The 14,661-nt window shown below is 67.7% G+C and carries 15 protein-coding genes and 2 tRNA genes; 10 read left to right on the forward strand and 7 right to left on the reverse strand.

Features of this window, described 5'->3' with window-relative positions; genetic code table 11:
- Positions 1–147: 147 nt before the first annotated feature.
- The 3 genes from ACWDKQ_RS09720 to ACWDKQ_RS09730 form a co-directional block, all read right to left on the reverse strand.
- A complete protein-coding gene (locus tag ACWDKQ_RS09720; protein WP_450138400.1) occupies positions 148–774 on the reverse strand; it encodes a 2'-5' RNA ligase family protein in 627 nt (208 codons plus the stop codon).
- A 55-nt stretch (positions 775–829) separates the two neighbouring features.
- The gene (locus ACWDKQ_RS09725) at positions 830–2,299 is read right to left on the reverse strand and encodes an MDR family MFS transporter (protein ID WP_450138340.1); all 1,470 of its coding nucleotides are present in this window, start codon (positions 2,297–2,299) and stop codon (positions 830–832) included.
- A gap of 457 nt (positions 2,300–2,756) precedes the next feature.
- A tRNA-Gly gene (locus tag ACWDKQ_RS09730) sits at positions 2,757–2,827 on the reverse strand.
- A gap of 115 nt (positions 2,828–2,942) precedes the next feature.
- On the opposite strand from ACWDKQ_RS09730, the gene ACWDKQ_RS09735 reads away from it, so the two are divergent.
- Both ACWDKQ_RS09735 and ACWDKQ_RS09740 read left to right on the forward strand, forming a co-directional pair.
- Positions 2,943–3,016 (forward strand) — tRNA-Pro (locus ACWDKQ_RS09735).
- Positions 3,017–3,089: 73 nt separating this feature from the next.
- On the forward strand, positions 3,090–3,362 hold the full coding sequence (locus ACWDKQ_RS09740) for a hypothetical protein (protein WP_450138341.1): 273 nt from the start codon (positions 3,090–3,092) through the stop codon (positions 3,360–3,362).
- Here ACWDKQ_RS09740 and ACWDKQ_RS09745 read toward each other — a convergent pair.
- The gene (locus tag ACWDKQ_RS09745) at positions 3,319–4,257 is read right to left on the reverse strand and encodes a sucrase ferredoxin (RefSeq protein ID WP_450138342.1); all 939 of its coding nucleotides are present in this window, start codon (positions 4,255–4,257) and stop codon (positions 3,319–3,321) included. The genes ACWDKQ_RS09740 and ACWDKQ_RS09745 overlap by 44 nt on opposite strands.
- Before the next feature lie 202 nt (positions 4,258–4,459).
- On the opposite strand from ACWDKQ_RS09745, the gene tig reads away from it, so the two are divergent.
- From tig to ACWDKQ_RS09770, 5 genes are all read left to right on the forward strand, one after another.
- Positions 4,460–5,824: a trigger factor gene (gene tig / locus ACWDKQ_RS09750; protein ID WP_450138343.1), complete on the forward strand. Its 1,365-nt coding sequence runs from the start codon at positions 4,460–4,462 to the stop codon at positions 5,822–5,824.
- A 441-nt stretch (positions 5,825–6,265) separates the two neighbouring features.
- Positions 6,266–6,892: an ATP-dependent Clp protease proteolytic subunit gene (locus ACWDKQ_RS09755; protein ID WP_450138344.1), complete on the forward strand. Its 627-nt coding sequence runs from the start codon at positions 6,266–6,268 to the stop codon at positions 6,890–6,892.
- Between the two features lie 38 nt (positions 6,893–6,930).
- Positions 6,931–7,563: an ATP-dependent Clp protease proteolytic subunit gene (locus ACWDKQ_RS09760; protein ID WP_450138345.1), complete on the forward strand. Its 633-nt coding sequence runs from the start codon at positions 6,931–6,933 to the stop codon at positions 7,561–7,563.
- A gap of 424 nt (positions 7,564–7,987) precedes the next feature.
- Positions 7,988–9,268 (forward strand): ATP-dependent Clp protease ATP-binding subunit ClpX, encoded by a 1,281-nt coding sequence (gene clpX, locus ACWDKQ_RS09765; protein WP_450138346.1) that lies wholly within the window; start codon positions 7,988–7,990, stop codon positions 9,266–9,268.
- Between the two features lie 302 nt (positions 9,269–9,570).
- Positions 9,571–10,209 (forward strand): RBBP9/YdeN family alpha/beta hydrolase, encoded by a 639-nt coding sequence (locus tag ACWDKQ_RS09770; protein ID WP_450138347.1) that lies wholly within the window; start codon positions 9,571–9,573, stop codon positions 10,207–10,209.
- A gap of 4 nt (positions 10,210–10,213) precedes the next feature.
- Here ACWDKQ_RS09770 and ACWDKQ_RS09775 read toward each other — a convergent pair whose 3' ends face one another.
- Together ACWDKQ_RS09775 and fdhD are read right to left on the reverse strand one after the other, a co-directional pair.
- Positions 10,214–11,089 (reverse strand): alpha/beta hydrolase, encoded by an 876-nt coding sequence (locus tag ACWDKQ_RS09775; protein ID WP_450138348.1) that lies wholly within the window; start codon positions 11,087–11,089, stop codon positions 10,214–10,216.
- A 73-nt stretch (positions 11,090–11,162) separates the two neighbouring features.
- Complete coding sequence (fdhD, locus tag ACWDKQ_RS09780) at positions 11,163–11,999, reverse strand: formate dehydrogenase accessory sulfurtransferase FdhD (protein ID WP_450138349.1); 837 nt, start codon at positions 11,997–11,999, stop codon at positions 11,163–11,165.
- A 65-nt stretch (positions 12,000–12,064) separates the two neighbouring features.
- Here fdhD and ACWDKQ_RS09785 point away from each other — a divergent pair, with 65 nt between their 5' ends.
- Entirely contained in the window at positions 12,065–13,402 is a 1,338-nt protein-coding gene (locus ACWDKQ_RS09785; RefSeq protein ID WP_450138350.1) for an OFA family MFS transporter, read from the forward strand.
- A complete protein-coding gene (locus ACWDKQ_RS09790; RefSeq protein WP_450138351.1) occupies positions 13,399–13,506 on the forward strand; it encodes an MFS transporter small subunit in 108 nt (35 codons plus the stop codon). Before ACWDKQ_RS09785 ends, ACWDKQ_RS09790 begins: the two co-directional genes overlap by 4 nt.
- 203 nt (positions 13,507–13,709) lie before the next feature.
- Here ACWDKQ_RS09790 and ACWDKQ_RS09795 read toward each other — a convergent pair whose 3' ends face one another.
- The gene (locus ACWDKQ_RS09795; protein WP_450138352.1) at positions 13,710–14,153 is read right to left on the reverse strand and encodes a hypothetical protein; all 444 of its coding nucleotides are present in this window, start codon (positions 14,151–14,153) and stop codon (positions 13,710–13,712) included.
- On the opposite strand from ACWDKQ_RS09795, the gene ACWDKQ_RS09800 reads away from it, so the two are divergent.
- Positions 14,143–14,601: a hypothetical protein gene (locus ACWDKQ_RS09800; protein WP_450138353.1), complete on the forward strand. Its 459-nt coding sequence runs from the start codon at positions 14,143–14,145 to the stop codon at positions 14,599–14,601. The two genes, ACWDKQ_RS09795 and ACWDKQ_RS09800, sit on opposite strands and share 11 nt — an antisense overlap.
- The last annotated feature ends 60 nt before the right edge of the window (positions 14,602–14,661 follow it).

Below are 14,661 nucleotides of genomic sequence, written 5' to 3' on the forward strand. Positions count from 1 at the left end.
GCCCCCGCAAAATCGGACCCATCGTCAAAGCCGCACTCGTACTCACCCAATTCGAGCACGGCCGACTCGCATAACCCCCTACTGAGATCACCTCATTGAAACTGCGGAAACCCCGGAGTGACCGCAGTTTCAATTGAAACTGTGCTCTCAGACGCCGAGTGGGACCTCGGCGATGGTCTCCCACTCGGAGCACGAGTGGTCCCGGTTGAGCTTGACCAGGGACAGCGCGCTCACCTTGGCCGTGGTCGGCTCGACCACCGTGGCACCGAGGGTGGCGACGGCGAAGATCGCCGGGCCGTCGGTGGTGGAATGGGCGAGGCTCACGTGCTTGTCGATGTCTTCGGGTTCCGCCGGGACGGTCGCCCCACCGAGCGCCTGGGCGGTCACTTCGCGCACCGCGGCGCGGAGTTCGAGCACCGTCGACTGGGGTTCGGCGGGCAGCGACAGCGACTCCGGCAGGACCACTGCGTGGTGGAACGTCAGGGTCACGGGCAGCGCGGACGCCAGCCGGGTCCGGGCGGACGCCACCAGCGGTTCGATGCGCGACTCGTCAATCTCGTCGGTGAAACCGATTTCCTGCACCAGGATGCTCATCCATTCCAGCGGCACGAGGTCGAAGCCGGGCAGGTCGCGCAGCGCGTACTGGTAGTCGTTCACCAGCTTGCGCAGCCCGGGCTGGTCGGCCAGCGGCAGCAGCCACGCATAGCCGGTGCGCCCGGCGCGCCAGCCCGAGCGCCAGCGAGCGTGATTGCGGACCTGGTCGGCGTGCGGCATGTCGGTCACCCCTCACATACTGCCCGGGCCGCTCCGGGAGTGGGGCGAGCTTGAGCTATCTCACGGTTTTCGAGGGCTGGCGTTCACCCGGCTGTGCCTTCGCGGCTGGGGTGTCCAGGCTGGCCGCCGCGTCGGAGTCGCGCACCCGCAGTCCCAGCAGCAGGCCGAGCCCGGCGAAGACCACCGAGACCAGGAACGCGCCGTGGTAGGCGCCCAGCTGAGCCGCGGCGACCTGGCCGGCCGCAGTGGGACCCACTGTGGACACGCCGTGCTCGGTGAGCACCACCAGTACGGTTGCGACGATCGCGGTGCCCAGCGCGGTGGCGACCTGCCTGCTGACGTTGAACATCGAACTGGCCTGCCCCATAGCGGCACCGGAGATCCGGGCGAACGTCGCGGTCTGCACCGGAGTCATCAGTAGCCCCATCGCCACTCCCTGTACCGCGAGCAACGCGACCAGGAGCCACAACGAGGTGTCGGTGCCCTGCAGCTGCAACCCGAGCCCGATCGCGACCTGTACCGCGAACCCGGCCAGGATCAGCCGTTTCGGTCCGACCCGGCCGTAGATCCGGCTGATTACCTGGGTGGTCAGCAACATGCTGATGGCCTGCGGCATCAGCACGAGTCCAGCGTGCATGGGCGATACCCCGCGCAGGTTCTGCAGGTACAGCGGTATGAGGAAGAGCACCCCGAACATCGCCCCGGTCTGGCACAGCAACAGCACATTGCCGATGCCGAACAACCGGTCGGTGAGCAACCGCAGGTCGAGCATCGGATGCGTGACGGTCAACTCCCGCCAGACCAACCCGCCGATGAGCAGCACCGCGGCCAAGAGGCTCGACCAGACCTGGGGCTGGCCCCAGCCTAGCTGCGCACCCTGTTCGAGCCCGTAGAGCAGCGTCGCCAAACCGGCTCCGGCGAACACGAAACCGGGGAAGTCGAAGCGCCCCGGATCGCGCCGCGGCTCCTCACGGAGGAACATCACGGCGAACAACAGTGCCAACGCCCCGACGGGGACGTTGATGAAGAAGATCCACCGCCAGTTGGCGTACTGGACGAGCACCCCGCCGAGCACCGGGCCGAGCATGGGCGCAACGGTGATCGGGATGGCGAGCACGGCCCCGGCCTTGACGCGCTCGTTGGGAGGGAAGGCCCGGAACAGCATCGCCTGGCCGACGGGCACGAGCATCCCGCCGCCAACGCCCTGCAGCACCCGGGCACCGACGAGCTGCCACATCTCGGTGGAAACCCCGCACAGCACGGACGCGAAGGTGAAGATGACGACGGCGGCCTGGAAGGTCCGCTTGCTGCCGAACCGATCGGCGATCCAGCCTGACGAGGGGATGAACACCGCGAGGCTGATCATGTACCCGGTGAGCACCCACTGGAGCGCGGCGGCGTCGACCCGGAACTCCCGCCCCAAGGTGGCCAGCGCAACGTTCAGGATGGTGACGTCGAGGATCTGCATGATCAGCGCCAGCACAAAGGTGATGCCAACCAACCACTTGTACTCAAGCCGCCGCACAGAACCCCCAAAAAGATCAATATGAGCCGTGAAGGCCCGAGCCGCCCACAAGCCTCACTCAACTCACCGACAAAACCCAAAGCCTTCTTATTCCCAAGACCCCAACCCGAGAACCCAACAGCCGCGAAGCGGCACGAACCGCCCAATGGCAAGCCACACCTGAGAGGCTCGGCACAGCGGATGAGCAGGGTCGCTGCCCCAGCGCACGTGCTCTGCAGGATGACACTGGATGGTCACGAACGCAGCGCGCCCACGGGGGAGCAGCCAAGCGAACGGCGCGAAATCGCCACTATGCGCTAGGCCGTGAAACGGCACGGCTGCCGGGTACGTGAGAAAGGCGAGCAGCAGCTCGAAAGCGCCCCCGCGCTGTGGGTGGCCTGAGGGCCCGGTCCCCACGGCAAAGGTGAGGAGTAAGGGTCGAAGGGCAAAGTCCCTCGACGCAAAACGCCCAACTCGGAGCGGGCGACGGGAATCGAACCCGCGTAGCCAGTTTGGAAGACTGGGGCTCTACCATTGAGCTACGCCCGCATGCTGGTTTCACCTGGCCCTCGTGGGCTTAGGTGACCTTGCGTGCCACAGCTTAGCGGGTCGCGATAGGCTATCCGCAACGCACCCGGGGTTTCCGGGTGCTCCGCACGTCGGACGGGGTGTGGCGCAGTTTGGTAGCGCACTCGCTTTGGGTGCGAGGGGTCGTGGGTTCAAATCCCGCCACCCCGACGTCGCGGCCGGCCGCTCGCCATCGGTGAGTGGCCGGTTTTCTTTTGCCGGTCGGCTTGTTCGGTGTGGTGATGTGTCGCAGCAGCTGGCTGCGGGTGGTAACGGTCTGTGGTGGGCGGCCGATTTCCCCTTCGTGCGCGATTGGAGTCTGCCCGGTTTCCGGGTCCAGCTGCCGACCTTGGTGGTGTGCGCGGTGTTGGGCGCCGCGGTGGCTTTCCTGGTCGTCGTTTCGCTGTGCGTACCGGGTCCGCCGGTTTCGCCTGCGTCGGCGCCGCCGGAGGGCATCGTGACCGCGGTGACGCCTACTCAGTTGGGTTCGGCGGTGGGGGCGCTGGTCGGCGGTTGATTGTTTCGACGGTGCAGGCGGTGGGGCGTATTGCCTTCTTGCCGCAGCTGTTGGGCCGGGGCGGGTCGAGTTCGCGTTCCCGGACCACGACCTGCCAGCTCCGGCCGTCCTGATGGTCGATCAGCACTTGGTGGGCTTCTTCGCCGGTGACGCGCAGGGCGTCGACGAGGTATTCGCCGAGGAGCTCCCGGAGGGCGAGTTCGGCGGCTTGGCCGGCGCGGCTCCACGTGGATCGGCCTCGGCAGTGGTCGAGGACGACCTTCCCAGCCGCGGCGGAGGACAGCATCGCGTCGGCGGTGTGCGCGGTCAGCCGCCCGTAGGTGTACCCGCTGGGCAGCACGACCGCGGCGGGCGCGAAGCGGTGCCCGCCGGTGTGCGAGGACTCCCAGATCGTGCGGTCGTGCCGCCCGGCGAGTTCGGTGATCAATTCGCGGCCGAGGACGGCGCAGCACCGGTCGCGCCGGCCGTTGGTGCACACCAGTAGCAGCGGCTCGGTGGCGGGCTGCCCCCAGCCGTCGTGGTGGCCTGCCGCGATCCGGGCGAAGTCGAGTTCGAGGAGTGCGGAGGGGTCCGTGGTTGTCGCCGTCCGCAGCCAGCCGGTGCCGGGGGCGGTGTGCGCGATGAACACCCGCCGCGGTTGGTCACCTGCGGTGTCCGCGTGCCGGCCAGGGTGCCGGATGAGCTGGATCCGCACCCGATGCTGGTCGGCCCGCGCGGACAGCGCCCGCCCGAGCTCGGGGTCTAGGTGGCTCTGTGTCAGCGCGTTGTGCCCAAAGGGGCCGCGCTGTTCCAGGCACAGCCAGCTGTCGGCGACCGCTGCGGTGCCGGGCATCGGCTCGGAGAGTGCTTCGGACAGTGCGGCGCAGGTAGCGGCGTGAGCTGCGGTGTGGTGCACGTTTCCACTCAAACACGGATGGCGGTTGGGCGGAGCATCCGGACTTAGGTGAGGCTTGCCAACGCGGTTAGTTGCAACCCCGGGCCGTGTGCCTCGACGGGAAGCAATAGACTTGGAGGTCAGCCCGGCATCGTTGGACGTGGTGCTATGCCGCGCCCGTTGGCAGCGCCGGGAATCAAGCACGTTCGCACTAGGAGACTACGTGAAGAGCACCGTCGAGCACCTGAGCCCGACGCGCGTCCGGATCAACGTCGAGGTGCCGTTCGACGAGCTCAAGCCGAACTTCGACCGCGCGTACAAGGCACTCGCCCAGCAGGTCCGCATCCCCGGCTTCCGGCCGGGCAAGGTCCCGGCGCGGGTGCTGGAGAGCCGCATCGGTCGGGGCCCCGTGCTCGACGAGGTCGTCAACGAAGCGGTCCCGGCCAAGTACCTGGAGGCGGTCAACAGCAGCGAGGTGCGCACCCTCGGTCGCCCGGACATCGAGGTGACCAAGATCGAGGACGGCGCGGAGATCGCGTTCACCGCCGAGGTCGACGTCCGCCCCGAGATCACCGTGCCCGCCTTCGGTGAGCTGTCGGTCAGCGTGGACGACGTCGAGGTCGCCGAGGACGAGGTGACCGAGCAACTTGACTCGCTGCGCGCCCGCTTCGGCACCCTCGCCGGGGTGGAGCGCCCCGCGCAGGAGGGCGACTTCGTCAGCATCGACCTGTCGGCCACCGTCGACGGTGAGGACGTCGAGGACGCCAAGACCAGCGGCCTGTCCTACGAGATCGGCTCCGGTCAGCTCATCGAAGGCATCGACGACGCGCTGATCGGCGCGAGCGAGGGCGACACCAAGACGTTCACGACCAAGCTGCTGGCCGGTGAGTACGCCGGCAAGGACGCCGAGGTTTCGGTCGCGCTCAACTCCGTCAAGGAGCGCCAGCTGCCCGAGGCCGACGACGAGTTCGCGCAGATGGCCAGCGAGTTCGACACCGTCGAGGAGCTCGTCGCCGACCTGCGGGAGCGGCTGGGCCGGGTCAAGAAGATGCAGCAGGGCATGCAGGCCCGGGACAAGGTCCTGGACGCGCTGCTGGAGACCCTCGAGGTGCCGCTGCCGGAGAAGGTCGTCGAGTCGGAGATCGAGGCGCGCCAGCACGACGCGGTGCACCCGTTCGACCACGACGAGGCGCGCCTCGAAGAGTGGCTTGAGCAGCAGGAGAAGACCCGCGAGGAGTTCGACGCCGAGACTCGCGCCGAGGCGGAGAAGGCGGTCAAGACCCAGCTGGTGCTGGACACCATCGCCGACGCCGAGGACGTGTCCGTCTCCGACGACGAGCTCACCCAGCGGATCATCTACCAAGCCCAGCGCTTCGGCATGAGCCCGGACCAGTTCGTCCAGCAGGCCCAAGAGTCGGGCCAGCTCGGCGCGCTGTTCGCCGACGTGCGCCGCAGCAAGGCGCTGTTCGCGGTCGTTCGCCAGGCCACCGTCACCGACGAGGCCGGCAACGAGTTGGACCTCGACGAGCTGTTCGGCCCGCAGGAGTCCGAGCAGGCCGAGCCGGCCGAGGCCGCGAAGGCGGAGTGACCCGCCTTTCTCAACAACTGGATACAGAGCTCGCCGGATTGGGTGTGATCCGCAGGCCGGCAGGCAAGCGGCTTGAAGCCGCTTGCCTGCCACCTTCCCAACTTGCACCGCTGCGGGTTCTCAGAGCTCTTATCGCGAGGACAGCCTCGACGCGACGTATTGGTCATGCGTGGGTCGGGATCCGGGAGTCGAGAAGGCCTCTGAGGTTCCGCTACCCGCACCGCCAAGCAAAGCCAGTCCGAGCAAACTCTACGCATGCTCTAAGCGAACGTGGGCGGTACTGGGAAGCTGGTGCCGTCCACGTTCGTTAGGGTCGGTTGTAGCGGATCACCCGAGAGGGAAGCAGAACATCGCCGGGGTTGCGGTCCACTGTGGAAGTGGGCGGAGTGGCCGAAGTGGCCCCGGTGGACAACGGCCCATTGTGGGAGAAGGCAGGGAGACGTGACGCAGCACCTGACTGTTCCGGCGTCCGACGCGCAGTCGCCGTCCATGCGGACGGGGACGAACGGGCTCTCGCTCAACGACTCGGTTTACGAGCGGCTGCTGCGGGAGCGCATCATCGTCCTCGGCTCCCAGGTCGAGGACTCGATCTCGAACCAGATCTGCTCGCAGCTGCTACTGCTGGCGGCGGAGGACGCGGACCGCGACATTTCACTCTACATCAACTCGCCGGGTGGCTCGGTGACGGCGGGCATGGCGATCTACGACACCATGCAGCTGATCAAGCCGGACGTGGCCACCGTGGCGATGGGCATGGCCGCCTCGATGGGGCAGTTCCTGCTGTCCGCGGGCGCCAAGGGCAAGCGATTCGCGCTGCCGCACGCGCGGATCATGATGCACCAGCCGTCGGCCGGTCTCGGTGGTACGGCTTCGGATATCGAGATCCAGGCCAAGATGTTCTCCAGGCACAAGAAGGAGATGGCCGAGCTGATCGCGGCGCAGACCGGTCAGACGGTGGAGAAGATCACCCAGGACTCGGACCGCGACCGGTGGTTCACCGCGGAGGAGGCCCGCGAGTACGGGTTCGTGGACTTCGTGGCGAGTGCCGCGAACCTTCCGAGCAGCTGATCATCCCGCCCGGACCTAGCAACGAGGAGTCACCTGTCGTGAACCCTTATCAGTCTCTGCAGTCCCGGTACGTGCTGCCTTCGTTCGTCGAGCGCACCGCGTACGGGGTGAAGGAGTCGAACCCGTACAACAAGCTGTTCGAGGAGCGCATCGTGTTCCTCGGCGTCCAGGTCGACGACGCGTCGGCCAACGACGTGATGGCGCAGCTGCTTTTCCTTGAGTCCGATGACCCGGACCGCGAGATCCAGATGTACATCAACTCGCCCGGTGGTTCGTTCACCGCGCTGATGGCCATCTACGACACCATCCAGTACGTCCGGCCGGACGTGCGCACCATCTGCCTCGGGCAGGCGGCCTCGGCCGCGGCGGTGCTGCTGGCCGCCGGCACCAAGGGCAAGAGGATGGCACTGCCGAACTCGCGGATCCTGATTCACCAGCCGTCGGTCGAGGGCATCTACGGCCAGGTTTCCGACCTGGAGATCCAGGCCGCCGAGGTGCAGCGGATGCGCGAACTGCTGGAGACCACGTTGGCGAAGCACACCAACCGGTCCCAGGAGCAGGTGCGCGACGACATCGACCGGGACAAGATCCTCACGGCCGAGCAGGCCGCCGAGTACGGCATCATCGACGAGGTCCTGCCCTACCGGAAGCTGTCGGCGCAGAAGCCCTGAGGACTGTTTCCAACTCCATTTACAGCAATAGCGGTGCGGATAGCGGAATCTCAGACGCCTTCTCGGATCAGGGATCCCCGACTCATGTATGACCAATACGCCACGTCGGGGCTGGCCTCGCGGAGAGCCCTGGGCCACCGTCTGAGAACACGCGGCGGTGCCGGTTGCGCCGATGAAGCAACCGCCCGATTCCGCAGTGCGCGGTCGCGCACCTGGTAGAAGTGGGCGGACGGCCGGATGGTGGTGGATTCGCCACGCCCGGCCGTTGTCCACGACACGCCGAACGCGGTGCTGGTCACACCACGCTCGGCCATGGCGGACACTGTGAGTCTCCCCGAACCCGGGGAACGACAGGTACCGTCGGAGGCACACACGGTCAGGCGCGCTACCGGACGGCGCGCCGGAGGGGACGGGGTCAGCGGTCATGGCACGTATCGGTGACGGCGGCGACCTGCTGAAGTGCTCCTTCTGCGGGAAGAGCCAGAAGCAGGTGAAGAAACTCATCGCCGGCCCCGGCGTGTACATCTGCGATGAGTGCATCGATCTCTGCAACGAGATCATCGAGGAGGAACTGGCCGAGGCGGGCGAGGTCAAGCTCGACGAGCTGCCGAAGCCGGCCGAGATCCACGAGTTCCTCGACCAGTACGTCATCGGGCAAGGCCCGGCGAAGCGGAACCTGTCGGTTGCGGTCTACAACCACTACAAGCGCATCCAGGCCGGTGAGCGCCGGGAGAGCCGTGGTGAAGAGGCCGTCGAGCTGGCCAAGTCGAACATTCTGATGCTCGGGCCAACCGGCTGTGGCAAGACCTACCTGGCGCAGACGCTGGCCAAGATGCTCAACGTCCCGTTCGCGATCGCCGACGCTACCGCGCTCACCGAGGCCGGTTACGTGGGTGAGGACGTGGAGAACATCCTGCTCAAGCTGATCCAGGCGGCCGACTACGACGTGAAGCGAGCCGAGACCGGGATCATCTACATCGACGAGGTCGACAAGATCGCGCGCAAGAGCGAGAACCCGTCCATCACCCGCGACGTCTCCGGCGAGGGCGTGCAGCAGGCGCTGCTGAAGATCCTGGAGGGCACCACCGCGAGCGTGCCTCCGCAGGGCGGTCGCAAGCACCCTCACCAGGAGTTTATCCAGATCGACACCACGAACGTGCTGTTCATCGTGGCGGGCGCGTTCGCCGGGCTGGAGAAGATCGTCGAGGACCGGGTAGGCAAGCACAGCGTCGGGTTCGGCGCGGAGCTGCGGTCGAAGAACCAGATCGACACCACCGACCACTTCGCCGACGTGATGCCCGAGGACCTGATCAAGTTCGGGTTGATCCCGGAGTTCATCGGCCGGCTGCCCACGGTCGCCAGCGTCACCAATCTGGACAAGCCGTCGCTGGTGCAGATCCTCACCGAGCCGCGCAACGCGCTGGTGAAGCAGTACAAGCGGTTGTTCGAGATGGACAACGTGGAGCTGGAGTTCACCAAGACCGCGCTGGAGGCCATCGCCGACCAGGCGATCCTGCGGGGCACGGGTGCCCGCGGGCTGCGCGCGATCCTGGAAGAGGTCCTGCTGCCGGTGATGTATGACATCCCGAGCCGTTCGGACGTGGCCAAGGTCGTGATCACTGAGCAGACGGTGCGCGAGAACGTCAACCCGACGATCGTCGCCCGGCAGGCCACTCGTCGCGAGCGCCGCGAGAAGTCCGCCTGAGGCCAGCTGGGTCGCAGCAGGAACCCGGCGGTGTCGCACAGTCGGTCGTGCGGTGCAGTGCCTCGCGCGGGCCTGCGCAGGGCACAGCGCGTGCATCGGTTGACGAGTCGGTGCGATGGGTCTTTTCCACGCCATCAAGAACGCCAAAAGGCTGCCGAAGGCGGCGCACTTTGGGCTCCTCGGGCGGGCGCCGTCCCGTGGCCTTGATCATGACCGGATCGGTGGGTACGGGTCGCGGCCCGCGGATCATCGGGGTTAGATGATCATGGGGTGTGACCCGACCAATCTCCGGGAGCGGTGCCATGAGCGAGATGCATGTCCTGCTGGTTCACGGAATGACCGGTTCCGGCCCTTGGCATTGGCAGCAGTGGCTCGCCGGGCAGCTCCGGGAGCACGGTGTCCAGGTAGACCTGCCGGACCTGCCCGACCCCGACCGGCCGATGCTCGAGAATTGGCTGCCGGTGCTTCGGGAGCGGCTGGAGGCAGTGCCACCGGAAGCCGAACTGGTCGTCGCGGCCCATTCCTGCGGGGTGGCGCTGTGGCTGCACCACGCGGCGACGATCGTCGGGCCGTCCCGGCGCGCGGACCGGGTCCTGCTCGTGTCCCCGCCGGCCCGGGACTGGCAGCACCCCGACGCCCAGGGCATCACGCCCTACCCTACGGAAGCTTCGGCGCTGCGCCGGGCCGCCGGGATCACCCGCCTCGTGGTCGGCACGGGCGACCCCTACCTGTCGATGTACCAGGCGCACGCGTTGGCCGAGGACCTGCAGGTCGAGATGGACGTCATCCTCGACGGCGAGCATCTAAACACCGACGCCGGCTACGGTCCGTGGCCTGGGGTGCTGAGCTGGTCCCTGTACGGCACGGTTCCGCTCAACGACCGCTTCGACACGGACACCTACACCGCGGGCGCGTCCCAGGAACGCCGACGCCTTGTGTAAGCCTTCATCTGTCGCTTGAGCTGGCGAGTTGGGTGCCGACGAAGTCCACGAGTTCCGGCAGCGCCTTGCGGTAGTAGCGGCTGTTGTGACCGCCTGGGGTGGTCGAAGCGTACGAGGGCTGGGCGGCGCGGATGAAGCGGCGGGTGCCGTCGATGAAGCGGTCCTCGGTGCCGCACCACACGCCCAGGGGGAGGTCGCCGAGCGCGCCGATGTGGCGGAGCGGATCCATCTCCGCCCACTCCGCCTCGTTTGCGAAGGCCCGCCGTTTGCTCATCTCCTGCCAGCTGGTGATAAGCGCCGGGGAGACCACGGCGGCGGCCGACAGCGGGTCCCCCTGCTCGCGGCGGCGGCGGGCGTAGAGCAGCGCGCCGAAGCCGCCCATCGAGATGCCGGCGGCCGCGAATGGTCGGCCGCCTTCGCCGCCGAGGCCGCGTTCGGCCAGCCAGCGCGGCACTTCGTCGAGCAACATCCACATCGGATCATCGCCGGGCCACCGGTGCCAGTAGCTGTTCCCGCCGCCGTCCACGGCGAGGAACGCGAACGGCGGGATGCGGCGGGCCGCGACCGAATCGGACAGCCAGTTCGGCAGCCCGCCCGCCGACTTGCGCGCGTCGCCGAACCGGCCGTGCAGCATCAGGCAGACCGGAAGTCCTTCGAGCGCAACGCCTTTCGGGTACATCGTGACGAGGTGAACGGGGCAGTTGCGGGCCTGCGAATACACCTGCTCCACGGACACGTTCGACGCGTCGGCTAGCGGCACCGCCGGACGCGAGTCGAGGTCGGCGGCCAGCCCGACGCCCAGCGCGCCGAGCCCGGCGACACCGGAGGCGAGGACGCTGCGCCGGCTCAGCATGCGGCCGCACGATTCACCGTTGCCCATGCGTCCTCCCGTTTGACCGTTGCGCTTTCATCGTGCCAACGGCATGCACCGCCACCAACCGGATGGGGCGCAATCAGGCGATGTCCTTCGTCACGATGCGCTCGGCTCCGGTGTAGACGTTCATGGACCGGCCGCGGAGGAACCCGATCAACGTCATGCCCTGCTCCGCCGCGAGGTCCACGGCCAGCGACGACGGCGCGGACACCGCAGCGAGCGCGGGCACCCCGGCCATCGCCGCCTTCTGCACGAGTTCGAACGAAGCCCGTCCCGACACCATCAGCACGCATCCGGTCAACGGCACCCGGTCCGCCAGCAGGGCCCAGCCTAGGACCTTGTCGACCGCGTTGTGCCTGCCGACGTCCTCGCGCACCACGAGCACCTCACCGCCGGAATCGAACAGGCCTGCCGCGTGCAGCCCGCCGGTGGTTTCGAAGACGCGCTGGGCGGCCCGCAACCGATCGGGGAGCTCGATGATGGTGGCGGGTTCCAGCGTCAGCGGGTCATCAGCGGGGGAGTGGCGGGTGCTCAGCCGGACCGAGTCCAGCGCGGCCTTGCCGCACACGCCGCAGGACGAGGTGGTGTAGAAGTTGCGCGTCACCGAGGCGTCTGGCGGCTGCACGCCGGGCGCGAGCAGTATGTCGAGCACGTTGTAGGTGTTGCGGCCGTCCGGGCCGGGGCTGTCGCAGTAGCGGGCCGTGGACAGCTGGTCCTTGTCGTGGATCACGCCCTCGGTGAGCAGGAACCCGTGCGCGAGCTCGATGTCGTGGCTGGGGGTGCGCATGGTGACCGAAAGCGGGGTGCCGTTGACCCGGATCTCCAGTGGCTCCTCGGCGACCAGGGTGTCCGGCCTGGTCCGGGCGCCGTCGGCGGCGATCTTCAGCACCGGTCGTCGCATGGTGACGCGTCCCATCGGCCCTCCCTGCCAGGTCAGTATGCTCGGCTGCGCTGTGATCAACGCTGCATCGGGGAGGTCCCATGGTCGCAGACTTGCTCGCTCCCGCCCGAATCGTCGCACCCACTGGCTGGAACCGGTGGCTGGTTCCGCCCGCCGCGCTCGCCGTGCACCTGTCCATCGGGCAGGTCTACGCCTGGAGCGTCTTCAAACCGCCGCTGGAAGCAGCCCTCGGCCTGTCCGGGACGCTTAGCGCGCTTCCGTTCCAGTTGGGCATCGTGATGCTCGGGCTGTCCGCCGCGCTGGGCGGGACGCTGGTGGAGCGTCGCGGCCCGCGGTGGGCCATGGCGGTGTCCACCACCTGCTTCTCGCTGGGATTCCTGCTGTCCTCGCTCGGGGTTTCGCTCGGCCAGTACTGGCTGGTGGTGCTCGGGTACGGGTTCGTCGGCGGGATCGGACTCGGCATCGGCTACATCTCGCCGGTGTCGACGCTGATCAAATGGTTCCCGGACCGGCCGGGCATGGCGACCGGCATCGCCATCATGGGCTTCGGCGGGGGCGCGCTGATCGCCTCGCCGTGGTCGACCCAGATGCTGGAGGCATTCGGCACCACTCGGTCCGGGATCGCGCTGACCTTCCTGGTGCACGGGCTGGTCTACGGGGTGTTCATGTCGCTGGGCGTGGTGCTGGTGCGGGTGCCGCCGCAGGACTGGCGCCCCGTGGCGGCGCCGAAGCAGGTGCACCGCTCGATGATCACCACGGCGAACGTGGCGGCCCGCAACGCGGTGCGCACGCCGCAGTTCTGGCTGCTGTGGGTTGTCCTGTGCTGCAACGTCACGGCCGGGATCGGCATCTTGGAGAAGGCCTCGCCGATGATCGTCAGCTTCTTCGCGGAGAGCTCGACACCGGTCGCGACCGGCGCCGCGGCCGGGTTCGTCGCGCTGCTGTCGCTGACCAACATGGCCGGGCGCTTCATCTGGTCGTCCACATCGGACATCCTCGGGCGCAAGAACATCTACCGGCTCTACCTCGGCGGCGGGGTGCTGCTGTACCTGGGCATCACGCTGTTCGGGGCGAGCGGGGTCCCGGTCTTCGTACTGTGCGCGATGCTGATCCTGTCGTTCTACGGCGGTGGTTTCGCGACGATCCCGGCCTACCTTAAGGACCTGTTCGGCAGCTACGAGGTGGGCGCGATCCACGGACGGCTGCTCACCGCGTGGTCGGTGGCAGGCGTGTTGGGGCCGCTGATCGTCAACGCGATCGCCGATGTCCGCAAAGCGGCCGGTGCCACCGGGCCGGGCCTCTACACGACGTCGCTGTACATCATGATCGGCCTGCTCGTCGTCGGGTTCGTGGCCAACGAACTGGTGCGGCCGGTCAACCCCAGGTTCCACGAACCGGCCACGGGAGGCGTGCGATGAACCGCCGGGGACTGCTCCTCTTCGCGTGGGCGTGGGTCGGTCTGCCCTTCGCTTACGGCGTGTACGAACTCGTCCAGAAGGTCACCCAGCTGTTCACCGGCTGACCGCGGCGTAGACCGCCGACATGACGATGCTGACCAACGTCGTCGACGCGATCGAGGCCGCCGCGCCCGGCCTGCGCAACACCAGCCTCATGCACCGCTACAGCCGGGCGTCGGTCTCGCGGGCAGGAGTCCCAGCAGCAGTTCCTGGAGCGGCGCCAGCCTGTCCTGGCGATCTTCGATGACCTGCGGGAGCCCGGGTCATTTCATGAGGGGTTCTGCGCCAGCTGTAGAACGCGGGCGTCGACGGAGCCCGCAATTTCAATGTAAACCGCACCTTCGATTTCAATGACCGTTTCGCGGCTACGCCGCTTGCGGCGGCCCAGCGCCGTGGGACTCCAGGCGTCGCGGCCGCGGATCGGCAATGACGAAAAAGGCTCATTGAATTTGCGGACTGGTCGGTTCAGGTGGGCCGTTTCGGCCCGATCAGCTCCCGTGAGGGTGGTGGGTGGCGCTAACGTCGGTCGCGCACCCCGCACAGTGAGGAATGCAATGGTCACCAGCACCCCGATCGATCGGCAGAACCTGGGCTTCGTGGAAGCGCCGGAGCCGATCACCGAACCGATCACCAAGTTCGGTGGCCAGCCAGTTTGGCTGGCCGAACCGACCTGGCCACTGTCGGCGAGCACCGGCCGGCCGATGCGGTTCATCGGCCAGATCCGCCTGCCGGGCGAGGAGGTTCGGCTCGGATACCTGTTCATGACCGAGGACGATCCCGGCGAATTCGTCGACGGCACCTACGACCCGGCCAGCGGTGAGAACGCCTTCTTCGCCCAGCCCGGCGAACCGGCGGACTTCTACCAGGTGGCCAGCATCCGACGAGGCCCCACGTTCGGCCCGGACCACCGAGCGGAACTCACCCCGCACGACCCCGAGGCCGCCACCGACGACAACGACCTGCTGCGCAGCCACCTCTGGGGCGAACCGGGCTGGCTGCAGGGCGAGGAGTGGCCGGATGAACCCGGCACCTGGCGGTTCGTGGCGCAGTTGGACAGCGCGGACGAACCATTCGACATGGACCTGGGCGACGCGGGCGTCGCCTACGCTTTCCTGGACGAGAAAACCGGCCAAGGCCGCTTCTTGTGGCAATGCGGCTGACGCTGATCAGGGGCCGTGAGTGCTTTCGGTTGCGGTAGCCCGAAAGCACTCACGGGCACC

This window comes from Saccharopolyspora sp. NPDC000995 (genome assembly GCF_053599315.1).

Excerpts from the sequence above, each read along its gene's own strand:
- ACWDKQ_RS09720 (WP_450138400.1), bottom strand. The coding sequence starts at position 774 with ATGCCGCACGCCGACCAGGTCCGCAATCACGCTCGCTGGCGCTCGGGC.
- clpX (WP_450138346.1), top strand. The coding sequence starts at position 7,988 with ATGGCACGTATCGGTGACGGCGGCGACCTGCTGAAGTGCTCCTTCTGC.
- ACWDKQ_RS09770 (WP_450138347.1), top strand. The coding sequence starts at position 9,571 with ATGAGCGAGATGCATGTCCTGCTGGTTCACGGAATGACCGGTTCCGGC.
- ACWDKQ_RS09775 (WP_450138348.1), bottom strand. The coding sequence starts at position 11,089 with ATGGGCAACGGTGAATCGTGCGGCCGCATGCTGAGCCGGCGCAGCGTC.
- fdhD (WP_450138349.1), bottom strand. The coding sequence starts at position 11,999 with ATGGGACGCGTCACCATGCGACGACCGGTGCTGAAGATCGCCGCCGAC.
- ACWDKQ_RS09785 (WP_450138350.1), top strand. The coding sequence starts at position 12,065 with ATGGTCGCAGACTTGCTCGCTCCCGCCCGAATCGTCGCACCCACTGGC.
- ACWDKQ_RS09790 (WP_450138351.1), top strand. The coding sequence starts at position 13,399 with ATGAACCGCCGGGGACTGCTCCTCTTCGCGTGGGCGTGGGTCGGTCTG.
- ACWDKQ_RS09800 (WP_450138353.1), top strand. The coding sequence starts at position 14,143 with ATGCGGTTCATCGGCCAGATCCGCCTGCCGGGCGAGGAGGTTCGGCTC.
- ACWDKQ_RS09795 (WP_450138352.1), bottom strand. The coding sequence starts at position 14,153 with ATGAACCGCATCGGCCGGCCGGTGCTCGCCGACAGTGGCCAGGTCGGT.